15 protein-coding genes are annotated in these 17,845 nt (G+C 72.6%); 4 read left to right on the forward strand and 11 right to left on the reverse strand.

All coding sequences use genetic code 11. From position 1 onward, the window contains the following. The first annotated feature begins 284 nt into the window (after positions 1-284). Positions 285-929 carry a maleylpyruvate isomerase N-terminal domain-containing protein gene (locus tag ABGB10_RS07720; protein WP_347660160.1) on the forward strand — a complete coding sequence of 215 codons (645 nt, stop codon included), beginning with the start codon at positions 285-287 and terminating at the stop codon, positions 927-929. Between the two features lie 597 nt (positions 930-1,526). Here the strand turns inward: ABGB10_RS07720 and ABGB10_RS07725 are convergent. The 10 genes from ABGB10_RS07725 to ABGB10_RS07770 all read right to left on the reverse strand — a co-directional run bounded on the left by ABGB10_RS07725 (position 1,527) and on the right by ABGB10_RS07770 (position 14,304). Next, positions 1,527-2,810 (reverse strand): citrate synthase, encoded by a 1,284-nt coding sequence (locus ABGB10_RS07725; RefSeq protein ID WP_347660161.1) that lies wholly within the window; start codon positions 2,808-2,810, stop codon positions 1,527-1,529. Positions 2,811-3,018: 208 nt separating this feature from the next. Continuing rightward, on the reverse strand, positions 3,019-5,073 hold the full coding sequence (locus tag ABGB10_RS07730; protein WP_347660162.1) for a sulfatase-like hydrolase/transferase: 2,055 nt from the start codon (positions 5,071-5,073) through the stop codon (positions 3,019-3,021). Further along, on the reverse strand, positions 5,066-6,496 hold the full coding sequence (locus tag ABGB10_RS07735; RefSeq protein ID WP_347660472.1) for a methyltransferase domain-containing protein: 1,431 nt from the start codon (positions 6,494-6,496) through the stop codon (positions 5,066-5,068). The genes ABGB10_RS07730 and ABGB10_RS07735 overlap by 8 nt, the downstream gene beginning before the upstream one ends. A gap of 17 nt (positions 6,497-6,513) precedes the next feature. Continuing rightward, positions 6,514-6,663 carry a hypothetical protein gene (locus tag ABGB10_RS07740; protein ID WP_165947858.1) on the reverse strand — a complete coding sequence of 50 codons (150 nt, stop codon included), beginning with the start codon at positions 6,661-6,663 and terminating at the stop codon, positions 6,514-6,516. A 340-nt stretch (positions 6,664-7,003) separates the two neighbouring features. After that, a complete protein-coding gene (locus ABGB10_RS07745) occupies positions 7,004-8,002 on the reverse strand; it encodes an SDR family NAD(P)-dependent oxidoreductase (RefSeq protein ID WP_347660163.1) in 999 nt (332 codons plus the stop codon). Between the two features lie 103 nt (positions 8,003-8,105). Further along, the gene (locus ABGB10_RS07750) at positions 8,106-9,401 is read right to left on the reverse strand and encodes a bifunctional glycosyltransferase family 2/GtrA family protein (protein ID WP_347660164.1); all 1,296 of its coding nucleotides are present in this window, start codon (positions 9,399-9,401) and stop codon (positions 8,106-8,108) included. Beyond that, entirely contained in the window at positions 9,398-11,692 is a 2,295-nt protein-coding gene (locus ABGB10_RS07755; protein ID WP_347660165.1) for a glycosyltransferase family 39 protein, read from the reverse strand. Before ABGB10_RS07755 ends, ABGB10_RS07750 begins: the two co-directional genes overlap by 4 nt. A gap of 44 nt (positions 11,693-11,736) precedes the next feature. Then, positions 11,737-13,182 (reverse strand): HAMP domain-containing sensor histidine kinase, encoded by a 1,446-nt coding sequence (locus tag ABGB10_RS07760; RefSeq protein WP_347660473.1) that lies wholly within the window; start codon positions 13,180-13,182, stop codon positions 11,737-11,739. Positions 13,183-13,213: 31 nt separating this feature from the next. After that, on the reverse strand, positions 13,214-13,960 hold the full coding sequence (locus tag ABGB10_RS07765) for a response regulator transcription factor (protein WP_347660166.1): 747 nt from the start codon (positions 13,958-13,960) through the stop codon (positions 13,214-13,216). A 113-nt stretch (positions 13,961-14,073) separates the two neighbouring features. Then, on the reverse strand, positions 14,074-14,304 hold the full coding sequence (locus tag ABGB10_RS07770; protein ID WP_088989807.1) for a hypothetical protein: 231 nt from the start codon (positions 14,302-14,304) through the stop codon (positions 14,074-14,076). Between the two features lie 199 nt (positions 14,305-14,503). Between ABGB10_RS07770 and ABGB10_RS07775 the strand changes: the two genes are divergently transcribed. The 3 genes from ABGB10_RS07775 to ABGB10_RS07785 all read left to right on the forward strand — a co-directional run bounded on the left by ABGB10_RS07775 (position 14,504) and on the right by ABGB10_RS07785 (position 17,200). After that, complete coding sequence (locus ABGB10_RS07775; RefSeq protein WP_347660167.1) at positions 14,504-15,436, forward strand: serine/threonine-protein kinase; 933 nt, start codon at positions 14,504-14,506, stop codon at positions 15,434-15,436. A 66-nt stretch (positions 15,437-15,502) separates the two neighbouring features. Then, on the forward strand, positions 15,503-15,928 hold the full coding sequence (locus tag ABGB10_RS07780; RefSeq protein WP_278139253.1) for an OsmC family protein: 426 nt from the start codon (positions 15,503-15,505) through the stop codon (positions 15,926-15,928). A gap of 420 nt (positions 15,929-16,348) precedes the next feature. Continuing rightward, positions 16,349-17,200, forward strand: a complete 852-nt coding sequence (locus ABGB10_RS07785; RefSeq protein WP_347660168.1) for a hypothetical protein — start codon at positions 16,349-16,351, stop codon at positions 17,198-17,200. Positions 17,201-17,230: 30 nt separating this feature from the next. Here ABGB10_RS07785 and ABGB10_RS07790 read toward each other — a convergent pair whose 3' ends face one another. Continuing rightward, positions 17,231-17,743: an ATPase gene (locus ABGB10_RS07790; RefSeq protein WP_347660169.1), complete on the reverse strand. Its 513-nt coding sequence runs from the start codon at positions 17,741-17,743 to the stop codon at positions 17,231-17,233. Positions 17,744-17,845 lie beyond the last annotated feature (102 nt).

A 17,845-nucleotide genomic window follows, 5' to 3' on the forward strand; every position in this document is an offset into this window, starting at 1 on the left:
GGAACGTCAATCCCTGACCGAACAACACCTCAATCTGCGCCCGCTCCGCGGACGACAACCTCTGCCCCGGCATGACCCCTCATCCTGACGAGAATCCACCCCGTTGCAACAACCACTTGAGCCCAAGTGCTCGGGACCCCGCGACGTCCGGAAAGCCGAGTCGATCATGTTCTGACGAGCGCGCTGGTCGGCGCGGTGTCGGGCCGTCGGGCGGCTCCGTGTCGGGCCGTCGGGCCGGAGCGCGCAGCCCGGCGCCGGTCGGCCCGGCCTGTCAGAATGTGCGAATGTCTCGCCCTGTCGACGCCCTGGATGCCGCCTTCCCGGTCGCCGCCTCGATCGCGCTGGACCTGATCCGGCGCCCCGAGGTGTCCGAGCAGTGGTCGCGTCCGAGCGCTCTGCCGCACCTGTCCGTGGGAGCCCTGGCGTGCCACCTGGGACGTCAGACGGTACACGCGGCGCACCTGCTGCCAATGTCGACCGACCTGCCTCTGCTGGAGTCGGCCGACGGGCACTACGAGCGGGCCGCCTGGGTCACCGAGGGCTCTCCGGACGAGGAGTCGGTGGCCGCGGGTCCCGACGAAGCCGAAGCCGCACAGGGGCTGGCCCGCCTGCGCGCCCGATCCGCCCTCGCGTTGAAGGAGGTGGATCACCTGCTCTCCCGTGGTGAGGCCCGCGACGTCGTTCCGATCCCGTGGCAGGGCTGGGCCCTGCGGCGCAGCGACTTCCTGCTCACGCGCCAACTGGAGATCGTCGTGCACAGCGATGACCTCGCCGTGAGCGTCGGGGTGCCCACGCCGACGTTCCCGGCGGAAGTCTTCGACCCCGTACGCGATCTGCTCGTGCGGCAGGCCGTACGCCGTCACGGCCAGTCCGCGCTGATCAGCGCACTGAGCCGCAGCGAGCGGGCACAGGACATCTCCGCCTTCTGACCCCCGGTTCGTCGTCGCATGGCCCATCTCGGGGCGCCGATCCGCCGGGAGCCGCCGCGTGATCAGCCCCGCCGCTTGACCCGCCCCGCCGCTTGATCGACTCCGTGTCGCCGCCATTGCGGTATCCCGGCGCGGGGATACCGCGACGTCGGCGACACGGAGTCGATCAACGGGAAACCTGCCCTCGCCGACGCAGGACGGCCCGCACGACGCAGACTAAACGGGCAGAACGGACGACCTCTGCCCGGATCACGGTGCGCCGAGGTGCGAGGACGCCGCCAGTCGCCTGCGCTGATCGCAGCTGACCCGCCCCGCCGCTTGATCGACTCGGCGTCCTGGGCGTGATCAACTCAGCTTTCCGAAAGTCGGGGCATCCGCCGCGCTGGGATGCCCCGACTTCAAGGAAACGGAGTCGATCACGCGCCTGCCCGGCCAGGCCGCGCCGGGCAAAACGACAGACCGCGCCGGGCAAGACGGCAGACCGCGCCGGGCAAGACGACAGGCCGCGCCGGGCAAAACGACAGGCCACGCCGGGCAAGGCAGCAGGCCGCCGACCCGGATGGGTCGACGGCCTGTCGGTGGTGCGAAGAGCGGAGGTCAGCGCTCGTTGAAGGGGACGTAGTCCCGCTCGGCGGCACCGACGTAGACCTGCCGCGGACGGCCGATCTTGGTCTCCGGGTCGTTGATCATTTCGCGCCACTGGGCGATCCAGCCGGGGAGCCGGCCGAGCGCGAAGAGGACCGTGAACATCTTGGTCGGGAAGCCCATGGCCTTGTAGATCAGGCCGGTGTAGAAGTCCACGTTCGGGTAGAGCCGCCGGGAGACGAAGAAGTCGTCGGCGAGCGCGATCTCCTCCAACTCCATGGCGATGTCCAGCAGCGGATCCGGCTTGGCCATCCGGCCCAGCACGTCCTGCGCGGCCTTCTTGACGATCGCCGCGCGCGGGTCGTAGTTCTTGTAGACCCGGTGGCCGAAGCCCATCAGCTTGACGCCGTCCTCCTTGTCCTTGACCTTGCGGACGAAGGACCGGACGTCGTCGTCGCCGGCGTGGATCTGCTGGAGCATCTCCAGCACCGCCTGGTTGGCGCCGCCGTGCAGCGGGCCGAACAGCGCGTTCACGCCGGCGGAGACCGAGGCGAACAGGTTGGCGTTGCTGGAGCCGACCAGGCGGACGGTCGACGTGGAGCAGTTCTGCTCGTGGTCGGCGTGCAGGACGAAGAGCATGTCCAGCACCTTCGACATCACCGGGTCGACCTCGTACGGCTCCGCCGGCACACCGAACGTCATCCGCAGCAGGTTGTCCACGTACCCGAGGGAGTTGTCCGGGTAGAGCAGCGGCTGCCCGATGGACTTCTTGTACGCGTACGACGCGATGGTGGGGACCTTCGCCATCAGCCGGACCGTGGAGATCTCCACGTGCTCGGAGTCGAACGGGTCCAGGCTGTCCTGGTAGAAGGTGGACAGGGCGCTCACCGCGGACGACAGCACCGCCATCGGGTGCGCGTCCCGGGGGAAGCCGTCGAAGAAGCGACGCATCTCCTCGTGCAGCAGTGAGTGCCGCCGGATCCACTCGGTGAACTCGGTCAGCTGCTGCTCGGTGGGCAGCTCACCGTAGATGAGCAGGTACGAGACCTCCAGGAAGGAGGACTTCTCGGCCAACTGCTCGATCGGGTATCCCCGGTAACGCAGGATCCCCGCGTCGCCGTCGATGTAGGTGATCGCGGATGAGGCAGCTGCGGTGTTGACGAAACCGGGGTCGTACGTGGTCATCCCGGTTTCCTTCAGCAGCTTGCTCACCCCGATACCAGCGGGGCCCTCGACCGCGGGATGTACCGGCATCGACAGCTGCCCACCGGGGTGATCGAGCTTGACTTCCGTCATGTGGTTCCTCGCTTCGCCGGCAGATCTACGTTGAATTGCCTTCGCTTCTACCGTAATTGCGGCTCGGTGGACAACGCCCGCCATGGTTCTGCGGTGAGGCATGCGTCACCCGATTCCCGACCGGACCGCCGGGAAACCCCGCGTCCCGTCAGCCGGGAGCGGGCCAGCGAGCCGGCCGGGCGCCGACCGCGCCGGGCCGACGGCCAGGTCACGACAGGGCGAGGCGTCGCAGCGTACCGTCCGGCGTGACCTGGAGGACGTCGAGCTGGTTGGTACCGGCGCGGAACAGTTTGTCGTCGGTGAGCAGCGCGGCGAACCGGCGTCCGCCGGGGTCGGCGGGCACCACCGGGACGACGGCCCCGATCCGGCCGTTGACGGCCACGGCCAGCAGCGTGCCGTCCGGGATCTGGTCCGGGACGTCGCCCCAGACGAGCGCCGGGAGGGTGCCGGTGTCCGGGTCCGTGGCGGTGAACGCGGCCAGGTCGGCGACCCGGGCGTTGCCGGCGGCGGGGCCGGCGCGTACCTCGGTGCCGACCAGGGGGTGCGGCGTCGGCAGCGGCGGCGGGGTGGGCACCCCGCCGGGGAAGGTGACCGGTTCACCCGGGCGGTCGTAGAAGTGTTTGGTGCCGTCGGTGCGCGGGGCCTGCCGGGCGGAGCGGCCGTCGACGCGCCAGGGCAGCCGGATGTTGGCCTGGTCGGCGACGGTCGGCAGCAGGTCGACGTGCTCCCAGTTGCGGTCGTCCACCCGGCCGGTCTGCTGCCGGGGTTCCTTGACGAACATCGGCACCCAGGCGACCTCGCCGGCGGCGGCCTTGATCGCGTCCATGCCCCGACCCTGTGCGCCCGGGCGGAAGCTGACGCCGTGGTCGGCGGTGACCACGACGAGCGACTGGTCGTAGAGGCCGCTGGCGCGCAGCGTCCGCAGGGTCTCGCCGATCAGCCGGTCGGTGTAGCCGAGCTGGGCGAGGTGGCGTTGCCGGGCCAGGTCCACCCAGCCGGCGCCGTCGTTGGGCAGGTCCTCGGGGGCGTCGTAGCGCGCTCCGGACGGCAGGTACGCCCACGGCGAGTGGGGCATCAGCAGGTGCAGGAAGTGCAGGGTGGGCCGGGGGGTCGGCTTCAGTCCGGCCAGGAAGCTGGTGAACCGGGCCGGCTGGTTGTCGTCGAGGCTGTCCCAGCGGAACTTCGGGTCGTCCGGCACCGGCTCGGCGGCGTCCAGGCCGGCCTCGGCGCGGGTCTGCTCCCGGTACGAGTCCTCCGGGTCGACCGTGCTCTCGGTGGGCCCGGCGACCCGGGCGAGGAGCCTGCCGGTCTCCCGGACCAGCACGCCGAGCCCCTGCTCCGGGGTGACCGGCTGTTCGCACCGGCTGGGCGGGCAGAGCCGGGTGATGCTCTCCTCGGCCTTGATGTCGTAGAGGCCACCGAAGGCGGTGAAGATGTTGTCCGGGTACTGCGAGTAGTGCGGTGCCACCGGCTTCGCCGGGTAGCGGCCGGTGAGCATGGCGGGCAGGGCGTTGGGCGTCCACCCGCTGACACCTGTCGCGTTGCGGTACCAGGTGGAGGCGCCGGCCAGCTCCGCGAAGTGCGGGAACCGCGCCGCGTCGATCTTCCCGTCGGTGCCGAGCAGACTGACCAGCGGGAGTTCGTCGAGGATCAGCATCACCACCGGCGGGTGCACGCCCGCGCCCTGCGCGGTGCCGGCCGCGCCGCCGTCGCCGCGCGGCAGCACCACCGCGGAGGTGGGCGAGGCGACCAGGAACAGCGCCACGAAGGCCACCGGGCCGGCGGCGGCCAGTCGCAGCACCCGGAGCGGCGCCCGCCATCGCCGGTGTGCGACCGCGCCCCCGGCCCCGGCCAGCAGGGCCACCACCAGCAGCGGTACGCCCCGAAGCGGCGTCACGTGCCGACCGACCTGCACGGCGAGGGCGGCGAGCAGCAGCCCGACCAGCCCGGTGTGGGTGAGGGCGCGCACGGTCCGGCCGGCCAGTCGGCTGAGCGTGCCGAGCAGCGCGACCCCGATCGTGGGCAGCACCGCCACCAGGGCGACCAGCAGCAGGATCTGGGCCGGGTCGGCGCGATGGAACAGGAAGAAGTCGGGGCTGCGGCCGAGCACGTCCAGCAGTGGTTGGGTGACCACCAGCCCGACCAGCGCGACCATTTCGAGCAGCCGGCCCAGCTCACCGCGCCAGCCCCGGTCCCACTCCGCGACGGCCGGCGGTGGCGGGTCGTCCGGGGTCGGCGGGGTGGCGGCGGCCGGTTCAGCCACCCATCACCGTCCGGTAGAGCGTGCGGGTGCCCGACGGCAGTTCCAGTCGCTCGGTGACCCGTCCTCGGGCGGCGAGCAACGTTTCGAAGGTGTCGCGCCGGTAGTCCGGGAAGAGGCCGGCGGGTTTGTTGGCCAGCAGCCGGGTGGCCATCGGGTCCTCCGGGTGGACGAACTCCACCACCACCGTGCCGCCCGGCGCGGTCAGCCCGGCCAGCCAGTCGACGACCTCCGGCAGCGGCACGTTGCGACCGATCGCCAGGTGGTGCACGACGGCGAGGGCGAGCACCACGTCGGCGGACGCGCGGTCGGCGAAGCCGGCCCGTTCGACTCCCCGCCAACCGCCGCCCGGGGACGGGTCGGCGAGATCCAGCACCAGCGGCAGGATCCGGCGCTGCCCCTCGGAGCGCAGCTTGCGGTACAGCTCGTCGACCACGGCCGGGTCCTGCTCGACGGCGACCACGTAGTCGGCGTGCCCGGCCGCCAGCCGGGAGTACCGGCCGTCGTTGGCGCCGAGGTCGAGCACCAGGCGAGGGCGCGCGCCGGCGGCCACCGAGGTGACCACGAACTGTTCCTTCGCCACCCGGTCGCGGGCCGAGTAGCCGCAGGTGACCTGGTAGTCCGACCAGTGGCTCCCGGCGGGGCGGTGGTCCAGTTTGCGGACCAGTTTCTCGATGCCGCGTACGGTGGCCAGCAGCAAGTCCCGGGAGAAGCCGGCGGCCCGCAGCTGGTCGCGTACCTCGCTGGTGCTGGCGGCGGCGTTGCGGTGCTGCATGGCGCCGTGCAGGTGCAGGTGGGTCAGGACGCCGGGGCGCAGTCGGCGGGTCCCGCCGAAGAGCGGCCGCAGCTCGTCGGCCTCGATGCCGTCGACGCGGGCGCGCAGCCACGGCTGGAAGTCGACGCCCAGGTGGGCGGTGAGCATCAGCGGGTAGAGCACGGTCTGGCAGAACTGCCGGTAGCCGGCCCACGGTTCGCCGTCGCGAACCGGCTCGAAGGAGCCGATGTCGATGAAGACCGGGTCGGCGCCGCGCCACTGCAGGTTGTACGCCGAGCCGTCCTTGGTGGTGAAGCCCTCGCCGAGCGCGGCGCGCAGGATCTCCAGGTGCAGCAGCGCGGCGTCGCGCAGCATGCTGAACGACCACTCGTACGGGTGGGACACGAACGGGATGCGTTCGTGGCGCAGCACGGCGGCCCATGGGGCACCGGTCGCGGCGGGCACCAGGGTCGGCGGGGCGTCCTCGGTGGCGCAGACCTTGCGCGCGGCGACGAGCGCCGGGAAGAAGGTGCTGCCGGCCAGCGCCCGCCAGTGCTCGGCGGCCTGCGGGTCCAACCCGCGCAGCACCTCGTCGCCGACGTGGAAGACCCGGTTGGCCGGGTCGCGGAAGGAGGCCGGCTCGGGCCGTACCCCGGTGGGTGAGATCGCCATCGTCGGGACTGGCCCGCTCACCGCTGGTCGGTGGGCTGCCGGCGGAACCGGTCGACCAGGCGTCGCCAGTAGAGCTTCGCGGCGACCGCGGCGCCGGCCACCCCGCCGACGACCGCCTGCACGATCAGGCTGCCGGATCCCGCGTCCAGGTAGGCCAGATGTTCCACCGATCGCTCCTTGTGCTCGCCGTCTCGACACCGGCGTCCCGGGACGTACAGCGGTGAGGCTTTTGACCCAGAAAGCCGGACTTGTCCATCACCGTACGCCGAACGCCATCCGTGTCGCGGGCACATTCGCGGACTCCCAGCCTCGCCACAGGAAGTGCCGGCGGCGGGCGTGCCGGTTCACGTGCTCCGATCCGCCCACGGGTGCAGAGCGGCCCGGTCGCCGAACTCCGTACCGCCGCCAACGACCTTCTGCGGGCCACCGGTGTGCCCCGCGACGAGGCACGCCGGCTGGTCCGCGAGGCCGCCGCCGGCTGACCACCGACGAGCGGGGATGCTGGCACTACAGGAAGCGGACGTTCGTCAGCTTCTCGCTGAGTTCCCACAGGCGCTCGGCCTGCTGCGGGTCGACCGCGTACGGCAGGACGCCGTCGAGGTCGTTGAAGTCACCGAGGTCCGTCGTGTCAGAAGCGGCTGGCTGCACGATCTCCGCGATGTCGCAGTCCTCGCAGTACACGCCGCCCATACCGGCAAGCTGTGGGCTCGTCGCGCACCACACCGGTGTCGCCGCGCCCTGTTCGGGGGTCTTCAGCTGCTTGCTCGGGTCGAGGATCGGATCTCCGTCGGGGTTCACCATGCCGGCCGCGACGAGTTGCTCGGTCGTCAGATACTGCTTCAGCCCGGTCGCCACGATGCTGCCCGGGTGGGCGGCGAACGCACGTACCCCGTCCTCCTGGCCTCGCCGGTCGAGTTCCACCGCGAAGAGCGACATCGCGGTCTTGGACTGCCCGTAGCCGGCCCACGGGTCGTACTCGCGGTGCTCGAAGTTCGGGTCGTCGAACATGACCGGCGAGTGACGGTGCCCGAGCGAGGTGAGGGTGACGACCCGTGCGCTCCCGGCGGCCCGCAGCGCCGGCCACAGCCGAGCCGCGAGCTGAAAGTGACCGAGATAGTTGATCGACAGCTGAAGTTCGTTGCCGCGCGCGTCCCGACCCAGCGGTGCGGCCATGATCCCGGCGGACTCCACCAGGATGTGCACGGGCCGGCCCGAGGCGACGAACTCCTCGGCCACGGCGTCGATCGACGCCGGATCGCTGAGATCCATGGTCGCGTACTCCGCAGAGATCCCGGCCAAGGCGCTGCGGGCCTTGGTGGTGTCGCAATCGAGGACCACGACGTGTGCGCCCGCCGAGCCCAGTGCCAGTGCCGTCTGCAGCCCCAGCCCGGAGTTGGCGCCGGTCACAATCGCGATCTTGCCGGTCAGGTCGGTCGCCCAGAGGACGTCCTTCGTCGTGGAACTCGCGTCGAAGCCCGAGCCGATGGGACGTTGTGCTGTAGTCATCGTGCGCTCCTCGCAATGTGCGGATCAGCCCTGCCTGAGGTTCACGGTCGCGCGCCGGGCCGTGCCTTCGCCCCAGGGCAGCACCCTGGCCGTGGCCCTGGTGTCACCGGCGCGGCGGGTGGGGCCGGTGGTGCATGCCGAGGCGCAGCAGCACGAACCGCAGCACGGTGGCGGCCAGGTTCGCGGCCACCAGCACGGCCAGCTCCACCGGCCGGGTCGGTACGGCGGAGACCGCGTGCAGCACCGCCAACGCGCCACTGGTCAACGTCAGACCGAGGGCGAAGGCCAGCAACCCCTGCGCGTGGTGCCGACCGGCGTGCCGGCGTCCGCTGATGCCGAACGTCAGCCGCCGGTTCGCGGCCGTGTTCGCCACCGCGGTCACCAGCAGGGCCAGCAGGTTCGCCGGTTGCGCTCCGAGCACACCCCGGGTGGCCACGAACAGCACCAGGTACGCGAGGGTGCTGGCCACCCCAACCGCCGCGAACCGGACCAACTGCTGGGGCAACCCGACCGGTACCTGCCCCGGCAGCGCCTGGCCGGGCTGGGCACGCGGCCCGGTCGGGCGCGTCTCGCCCGACTGCGCGTGCGGCGCGGTCAGTGGCGCCCGGCCGAGCTGCGCGCGCAGCTCGGCGAGCGGTAGCGCGCCGGTCAGCAACGCCCGGCCGAGCCGACCGACGCCGCGCAGGTCGGCCAGGGCGGTGGCGACGATGTCGACCCGGCTGTCCGGGTCGTCCACCCAGTCCACCGGCACCTCGTGGATGCGCAGCCCGGCCCGCTGGGCCAGCACCAGCAACTCGGTGTCGAAGAACCAGCCGGTGTCCCGCACCAACGGGAGCAGCTCCGCGGCCACGTCGGCGCGGATCGCCTTGAACCCGCACTGCGCGTCGGAGAACCGCGCCGCCAACGCGCCGCGCAGCAGCAGGTTGTAGGCCCGGGAGATGACCTCCCGCTTGGCGCCGCGTACCACCCGGGAGGTACGCGCCAGCCGGGTGCCGATGGCCAGATCGGAGTGGCCGGAGATGAGCGGCGCGACGAGCGGCAACAGCGCCGCCAGGTCGGTGGAGAGGTCCACGTCCATGTACGCCAGCACCGGCGCGGACGACCCCGACCAGGCCGCCGCCAGCGCCCTCCCCCGCCCCTTGGCGTCCAGGTGCAGCACCTCCACGCCGGGCAGCTCGCCGGCGAGGCCGTCGGCCACCTTCAGGGTGTCGTCGACGCTGGCGTTGTCCGCGATGGTGATCTGGAACGGGTACGGGAAGTGTTCGCTCAGGTGGGCGTGCAGCCGCCGTACGCACGGCCCGAGGTCGACCTCCTCGTTGTAGACCGGGATCACCACGTCCAGCACGGCGACGGTGGGTCGGGCCTGGACGGCGGCCCGTGGGCCGTCCAGCGCGGTCACGACGCCTCCGTACCGGCGGCGAGGTCGTAGACGGTGACCCCGTCGACGGTCTGCGCCGTGAACGTCTCCGCGACCCAGGCGGCGATCTCCTGGGACGCCGAGCTGCCACCGTTGGCCCGGAAGCCACCACCACCGACGAAGTAGTGGATCTTTCCTTCGGCCACGTACCGCTGGAACTGCGCGAGGGTCGGCGACGGGTCGCTGCCGTTGAAGCCGCCGACCGGCATCACCGGTTTGCCGGTGGCGAGCTGGTAACCGGAGGCGTTGTTCGAGCCGACCGTGGCCGCCACCCAGGTGTAGTCGGCGCTGTCGCGCTCCAGCAGCTCGCGCAACGCGGCGCTGGGCTCGCGGGCATCGAGCAGCCCGCCCATTCCCCCGCCGGCCGAGCGCCCCTGGCCGCCGGTGGGCCCGCCGTTGCGGCCACCGCCGGGGAAGCCCGGCCCCTGACCGCCGTTCTGACCGCCGCCGTTCTGACCGCCGCCCGGGAACTGGCCCCCACCGGGGAAGCCGCCCGGGAACTGACCGCCGTTCTGACCGCCGCCCGGGAACTGGCCGCCGCCCGGGAGCTCCATCCCGCCCGGTGGTCGCCCACCGGGGAACCCGCCCCGACCGAAACCGCCCGCCACCAACGGGCCCGCGCTCGGGATCGACCCGGTGTGCGGGGTCCCGGCGGTCTGCACGGCGTACGCCACCGGGCCCGCGAGGGCCGCCACCGCGCCGAGGCCCAGCACCATCGGCACCAACCGGCGGGGCAGTCGGGTGACCAGCAGGAGCAGCACCGCGCCGAGCAGGCCGGCCACGAGCACCGCGGTCCGCAGCCACGGGTACCAGTCGGGGCTACGCCCGAGCAGCACCCACGCCCACCAGACGGTGACCGCGAGAGTGCCGGCGAGCGTTGCCGTGGCAGCGAGCGGACGCCACCGCTGCCAGCGCATACCGGCAACGGCACCGTCGGCGGACGCCGGCAGCAATTCACCCGCAGCCGCCTGGGCGGCGGGAGCCGCAGCCTCAGTGGCGGCCGAAGCCGCAGCCGCAGTCGGCACCGGTCCAGGCTGGGCATCCACCGCAGCGGACAGCGGTCGGCGCTGCCGCCAGAGCAGCGTGACGCCGATGCCGACCAGCGCGCCGATCGCCGGGGCGAGCGCCACCGTGTAGTAGGCGTGGAAGATCCCGGACATGAAGCTGAAGATCAGGCCGGTGACCAGCAGCCAGCCGCCCCAGAGCAGCAGCCCGGCCCGAGTGCGGTCGGTGCGGGCCGCCCGCCCGGCCAGCAGCAGGCCGGCGACCAGCAGGATCAGCGCGGCCGGCAGCAGCCAGGAGACCTGACCGCCGATCTCGCCGCCGAACATCCGCAGCACGCCGGTCTGCCCGGAGAAGGGGCCGCCGCCACCACCCGGGCGCGGACCACCGCCGCCGACGCTGCCCACCTCCTCGCCGGTGATCCGACCGAGGCCGTTGTAGCCGAGGGTGAGTTCGAGAATGCTGTTGCCCTGCGAGCCGCCGATGTACGGGCGGGCGCTGGCCGGGACCAGCTCGACGAGCGCCACCCACCAGCCGGCCGAGACCACCACCGCCAGGCCGGCCAGCAGCAGCTGACGGACCCGTCGCCACAGCCCGGTCGGCGCGGCCAGCAGGTAGACGCCGGCGAAGACCGGCACCACCAGGAACGCCTGCAGCATCTTGGTGAGGAAGCCGAAGCCGACCAGCACACCGACCAGCACGATCCACCGGGTGCTGGCCGTCTCCAGCGCGCGCACGGTGGCGTACGCCCCGGCGACCAGCAGCAGGACCAACAGCGCGTCCGGATTGTTGAACCGGAACATCAGCGTCGCCACCGGGGTGACCGCGAGGATCGCGCCGGCGATCAGGCCGGCGGCCGGCCCGTACCAGCGCTTCACGGTCGCATGGAGCACGCCCACCGAGGCGACCCCGCAGAGCGCCTGCGGCACGAGCATGGCCCAGCTGTTCATCCCGAAGACGCGGACGGACAGGGCCATCAGCCACAGCGACGCGGGTGTCTTGTCGACCGTGATGGAGTTGGCGGCGTCCGACGAGCCGTAGAGGAACGCCTTCCCACTCACCGAACCGGCCTGCACGGCCGCCGCGTAGAAGGAGTTCGCCCAGCCCGAGGCGCCCAGGCCCCAGAGGTAGAGCAGACCGGTGGCGAGCAGCAGGACCGCCAGCGCGGGCCGGGCCCAGGCTGGCGAGGGGCGCGTCGGCGGGGAGTGCTCGTCCGGGCGTGTGGCGATCGGTGGCACGGGGGCCGTCTGCACGGTCTCTGTTGTGTCCATGCGGCCAGCCTCGACGGCCGGGCTGGCGCGAGGCCGTGCGCCGACTATGCCTCAGCTGTGGGATTCGGCAACCGGACGGTGAACAGCGTGCGGCCTGGACGGCTGTCCACACCGACCGTGCCGTGGTGGGCCTCCACCACCGCCGCGACGATCGCGAGGCCGAGGCCGGTGCTGCCGTGCGCCCGGGAGCGGGAACTGTCGCCCCGGGCGAACCGTTCGAACATCTCCGGTTGCAGCTCCGGCGGCACCCCGGGCCCGTCGTCGGCGACGGTGAGCACGGCGCTGTCCGCCTCGACGGCCAGTGTGGTGGTGACCGTGCTGCCGGGTGGGGTGTGCACCCTCGCGTTGGCCAGCAGGTTCACCACCACCTGGTGCAGTCGGGCGGCGTCGCCGGGAACCCGGATCGCCACCTCCGGCAGGGCGAGCTGCCAGCGGTGGTCGGGCCCGGCGACGTGCGCGTCGCTGACCGCGTCCACCACCAGGGCGGTCAGGTCGACCGGGTCGACCGCGAGCGGCCGGCCGGCGTCGAGCCGGGCCAGCAGCAACAGGTCGTCGACGAGCCGCGTCATCCGGGCGCTCTCCGACTCCACCCGGCGCAGCGCGTGCGCCACGTCGGGGGGAACCTCGTCCCGACCGCGCCGGGCCACCTCGGCGTAGCCACGGATCGCCGCGAGCGGAGTCCGCAGCTCGTGGCTGGCGTCGGCGACGAACTGGCGTACCCGGGTCTCGCTGGCCTGCCGGGCGGAGAGCGCGTCGGCGACGTGGCCCAGCATCCGGTTCAGCGCCGCGCCGACCTGACCGACCTCGGTGCGCGCGTCGGTGTCCGCCGCCGGGACCCGGACGGCGAGCGCCACCTCGCCGCGGTCCAGCGGCAGCTCGGTGACCCGGGTGGCGGTGGCTGCCACCCGGCGGAGCGGGCGCAGCGTGGCCCGCACGATCAGCGCTCCGGCGGCACCGGCGATGACCAGCCCGACGGCGGCCACCGCGGCCTGCGCGGCGACCAGTGCCCAGATGGTCTCCTGGACGCCGGACAGCGGGACCGCGACGACGCGTACCCGGCCGTCCCAGGACTGCCGGGCCACGGCCCGGTATTCACCGCGATCGCCGAGGTCGACGGTGCGCGGTTCGGCGTCGACCGGCAGGCCCGCCAGCGCGGCAACCTCCCCGACCGGGACGGACCGCTCCTTGGGGAACGGATCGGCGCTGGAGGGGCTGTTGGTCAGGGTCCGCGCGCTGGTCAGGCGACCGTCGGTGATGTCGGCGACCACCGCGCCGGCGGGCAACCCGAGGGGGACGCCCGGTCCGTTGCCGGGGAAGGCCGGCCGCCCCGGACGGTCGCCCCGCGGCGCGGGGGCCAGCTGGGCGTCGAGCCGGTCGATCAGGAAGTGCCGCAGCGCCACGGTGGTGAGGCCACCGATCGCGACGCTGACCACCGCCAGCAGCGCGAGCAGGGCAAACACCAGTCGGGTACGCAGCGAGCGGCCGGCCAGCCACCGTCGGGCGGCGCGCAGCGGTCGGCGGTCACTCGGCGGGTTTGAGGACATAGCCCGCACCACGCAGCGTGTGGATCATCGGTGCCCGGCCGGCGTCGATCTTCTTGCGCAGGTACGAGATGTACAGCTCCACCACGTTGGCCTGGCCGCCGAAATCGTAGTTCCACACCCGGTCGAGGATCTGCGCCTTGCTGAGCACCCGGCGCGGATTGCGCATCAGGTAGCGCAGCAGCTCGAACTCGGTAGCGGTGAGGGTGACCAACTGGCCGTCCCGGCGCACCTCGTGACTGTCCTCGTCGAGGCTGAGGTCGCCGACGGTCAGCACGGCGTCCTCCCGGGCGGCGACCGCGAACCCGGAGCGGCGCAGCAGCGCCCGCAGCCGGGCGATCACCTCCTCCAGGCTGAACGGCTTGGTGACGTAGTCGTCGCCGCCGACGGTCAACCCGGCGATGCGTTCCTCGACCGCGTCACGGGCGGTCAGGAAGAGCACCGGCACGGTGGGGGCGTACTCGCGTAGCCGGCGCAGCACCTGGAAGCCGTCCAGGTCGGGCAACATCACGTCGAGCACCACCGCGTCCGGCTGGAACTGCCGGGCGGCACTCAACGCCGCCATGCCGTTGCCGGCACTGCGGACCTGCCAGCCCTCGTAGCGCAGGGCCATCGACAGCAGGTCGGTGAGCGTGGGCTCGTCGTCGACCACCAGCACCCGGACGGGTTCGCCGTCGGGCCGACGCAGCTCGATCCGGCTCGGTGCGGCCTGCCCGTTCATGACCATGCCGCCCATCGTGGCCGCCGCACCTGTGCCACGCCCCTGTGGAGCCTGTGTGCCAGCTGTGCGGCCGGGTCGACGGGACTCCGGCGTCGCCACCGGTCAGCCCCGCCTCGTGGTCACTCGGACACCCCGTACGCGTCGGTGCGCACGAAGCGCATGCTCCAGCCGCCCGTCCCGTCGGGTCGGTCGCGTTCGTAGAGGTGGTCGGGGCCGGGCTGCACCGGACCGGTGCCGTCCGGGTGCCGCATGATCCAACGCTGCGGTGGGGCGCCGTCCGACCCGGCCGGCAGCAGCCGGACCAGGCCGTCCGCGGGCCCGCCGACGAAGCGTACGGTGACCTCGCTCATCGCGGCGCCTCTCGGGTGACCGTGCCGGCACAGTGGGTGACGCCGGCTCTGGCTCGCAAGCTACCGCACCCGACGCCGTGCCGCAGCGAGGTGCGCGGGCCCGCCCGCCCCCGGACCCAGCGACGGTTTGCGCAGGTCGGCGCTCGGGTACCGCGAGCCAAGCACCCGTCGTCGGCGGGACGAGGACGAGGAGTGGTCGATGCGGACGCTGGACGGGCGGTACCGGCTCGAACAGCGCATCGGGGTGGGCGGGATGTCCGAGGTGTGGCGGGCACACGACCAGGTGCTGGACCGGCCGGTCGCGGTGAAGCTCATCCTGCCCGGCCCCTACGACCAGGACAGCCCGGTGGAACGGATCCGCGCGGAGGCGCGGTCGGCGGCCCGCCTGGTGCACCCGAACGTGGCGAGCGTGCACGACTTCGGCACCTCCTCGACGTTGCCCGGCCGCCCGGTGCCGTACATCGTGATGGAGTTGGCCGAGGGTGAGACGCTCGCCGAGCACCTGCGGGCCGGCCCGCTGGACTGGCGGATCTCGGTGCGGGTCTGCGCGGAGGTCGCCGCGGCGCTGGCCGCCGCCCACGCGGAAGGCATCGTCCACCGCGACGTCAAACCGGCCAACGTCATGCTCACCCCGGCGGGGGTGAAGGTCCTCGACTTCGGTATCGCCGTCCCTACCGGCACCCCGGACCCACTGCCCGCCGGGATCGTGGTCGGCACCCCGGCGTACCTGGCGCCCGAGCAGTTGGACGGGGAGCCCGCCACCCCGGCCGCCGACATGTACGCCCTCGGGGTGCTGCTCTACTACAGCCTCACCGCCCGCCTGCCCTACCACGCGGTCACCGCGAGCGAACTGCTCGGCGAACGCCGACGGCAGCCGCCGAAGCCGCTGCCCGAGATCGACGGACTCCCCCCGGAGGTGGCCGACCTGTGCCACTCCTGCCTCGCCGACGAGCCCGGGCAGCGCCCGACCAGCCTGATGGCGGCACTGCTGCTGGCCGAGGCCGTGGACGCCCGGGTGTACGTGCCGATGATGATCCCGGCCGCGCGCCGGCCGGCCCCACCCTCACCGTGGACCGAACGGGCCGCCACGGAGGCCACCGAGGCGGTGGCGGTGTTCGACGAGCAGCGCTGAGACAGTCGCTTCGGCGTTTCGCCGGGCTGCGGCCGGGTAGCCCGCGGTGAGCGACGGGAGAACGCGATGCCGGATCAGAGTTCCTGGCTGCGTGAGGCCACAGCGACCGCCGAGGGCGGTCACGTACGCACCGACGACGGGGGGCTCTCCACCGCGTTGGCCTCGCCGCTGGCGGCGCACTGCACGGGGCTGAGACCAGAGCAGTTGCTGGCCGCGGCCTTCGCCTCCTGCCTGCACCACGCGGCGGTGGAGGCGGCCGGTGAGATCACCGACGAGGCGCACACGGTCCAGGTGCGGGCGGAGGCGAAGCTGGGGCGCGACGACGACGGCAGGTACCGGGCCGACGTCCACGCGCAGATCAGCTCGGCGGGCCTGAGCCGAGAGCAACTGGCCGACCTGGTCGAGTACGCAGACCGGCTCTGGCCGTTCTCCAGCGGCGACGCCAGCCGGCACCGGCTGACCGTCACACCGGCGGAGAACGGCCGACACTGACCCGACGACCACGAGCCCCAAGGAGCGACGCCGGCAGGCTTCGCAGCAGCATGATCCACTCGGCTTTCATGAAGTCGGGGCATCCGGTGGGCTCGGACACCGCGCCTTCCTGAAACCCGAGTGGATCAAGTGAATGCGGCCGGCCGCCTGGCATCGGGGAGTCGTTCGACCAGCGCTTCCCTGGGCCGTTCGACGGAGTTGGCATTGCCCGTTCGGCGGACACTCGCGAACTCGGGGTGACGGGTGGAGCCGGGAGCACAATCACACAGCGAATCGGAAATAACCGCCTCGCCTGATCCGCGAGGTTGATGTGCTTCGAGCATGGTTTGCGGCCGACAATCCCCATGATCTGGGCAAAGTGTGGCGTACGCCACCGTATCGGCGGGCGATATCGAGCAATTGGGTCTTTAGCCTCGTCAGGTGCATCCCGACGACCCCTCCGACCAGAAGCTGACCGACGCGCGCCCGACCACCCAACCGGACGACGCCGCATCAACCGAACGGACGATCGGCCGTCACCGCGTCCCCGAGCCGACCCGCCGCACCCTGCTGGGCTCGACCCCGGTCCGGGTGGCGCTGGCCACCGGTGTCACCTGCTGCCTCAGCCTCGTCGCGGTGGCCACCGCTCGGGGCAGCAGCGACGATGCCACCCGTCCGGTGGAGCCACTCGCCGAGGCGGTGGCCGACCGTGCGGCCATCGCCGACGAGCGCGCCTCCCGGTCGCTGGACCGCGACGTCGCCCCCGCGCGGATCCTGCCCAGCCCGACGGCGAAGCCCACACCCAGCCCCACCGTGGCGCGCAAGGTGCCCAAGAAGCCGGTCAAGCCGCGCCGACCCCGACCGGTCGCCGGCCTCGACCAGGCGCAGATGGACAACGCGAAGATCATCGTGGACGTCGGCCTGGACATGAAGATGCCGCGCCGCGCCCTCGTGGTGGCACTGGCGACCGCCATGCAGGAGAGCAACCTCTACAACCTGGCCAGCGACGTCCTGCCGGAGTCGGCCAACTACCCGAACCAGGGCAGTGGCTCCGACCACGACTCGGTCGGGCTGTTCCAGCAGCGACCGAGCAGCGGCTGGGGCACGGTGGCCGAGCTGATGCGCCCGTCGTACGCCGCGCGGGCCTTCTACACGGCCCTCAACGAGGTCCCCGGCTGGCAGGACATGAGCGTCACCTACGCCGCCCAGTCGGTGCAGATCTCCGCCTACCCCGACGCGTACGCGCAGCACGAGGAGCGGGCGACGATCGTCATGTCGGCGCTCACCGCCTGAGCCGCCCACCCACACCGTCGCCCGGCACGGTCAGCGACGGCCGGGCGGCGGTTCCGCGCTTCCGCCGACTCCCACCCGACGTCCCGGTACGCCGGCAGCCGCGGTCGGGGTGTCGGCGGGCACCTGGTCCACCGTCAGCTGCCCGAGGATCTCGTCCACCCGGGCCTCGCGCCGTCGGCGGAGGTACAGCGCCGCCTCGAAGTCCCGCCGGGCCTGCACGGCCTGCGCGTACGCCTGCTCCCGCACCTGCCGTGCCTCCTCGCGGGCCTGGTCCAACTCGACGCGAGCCCGGGCCAGGAGGTCGGCGGCCTCGCGCCGCGTCGCGTCGCCGGCGTGTCGGTTGCCGGCGGTGTCGCCCAGGTCCAGCCGTCGGAGCAGCCCGCTGAGCCAGGCCGCCTCCTCGCGGATCTCGTCCCACTCCCGGCCCGCCCCGGCCGCGCCCTGGGCCCGCGCCGCGAGCCGGGACAACCGGATCCCCAGCTCGTCCAGGCAGGAATCCACCTGCCGCTGGTCGTAACCGGCCTCAACGACGGAGAACCTCATACTGTCGCCCCCCAGGCAGCTGCTGTTACTTCCCCACCTGGATCCTCGGCCCAGTCCGCGACGGCCGAGGGGGTTCGGGAAAAATGTTCAGCATGCGTGGGT

Origin of the sequence: Micromonospora sp. B9E7, from assembly GCF_039871815.1 — a bacterium.
Lineage (GTDB): Bacteria > Actinomycetota > Actinomycetes > Mycobacteriales > Micromonosporaceae > Micromonospora.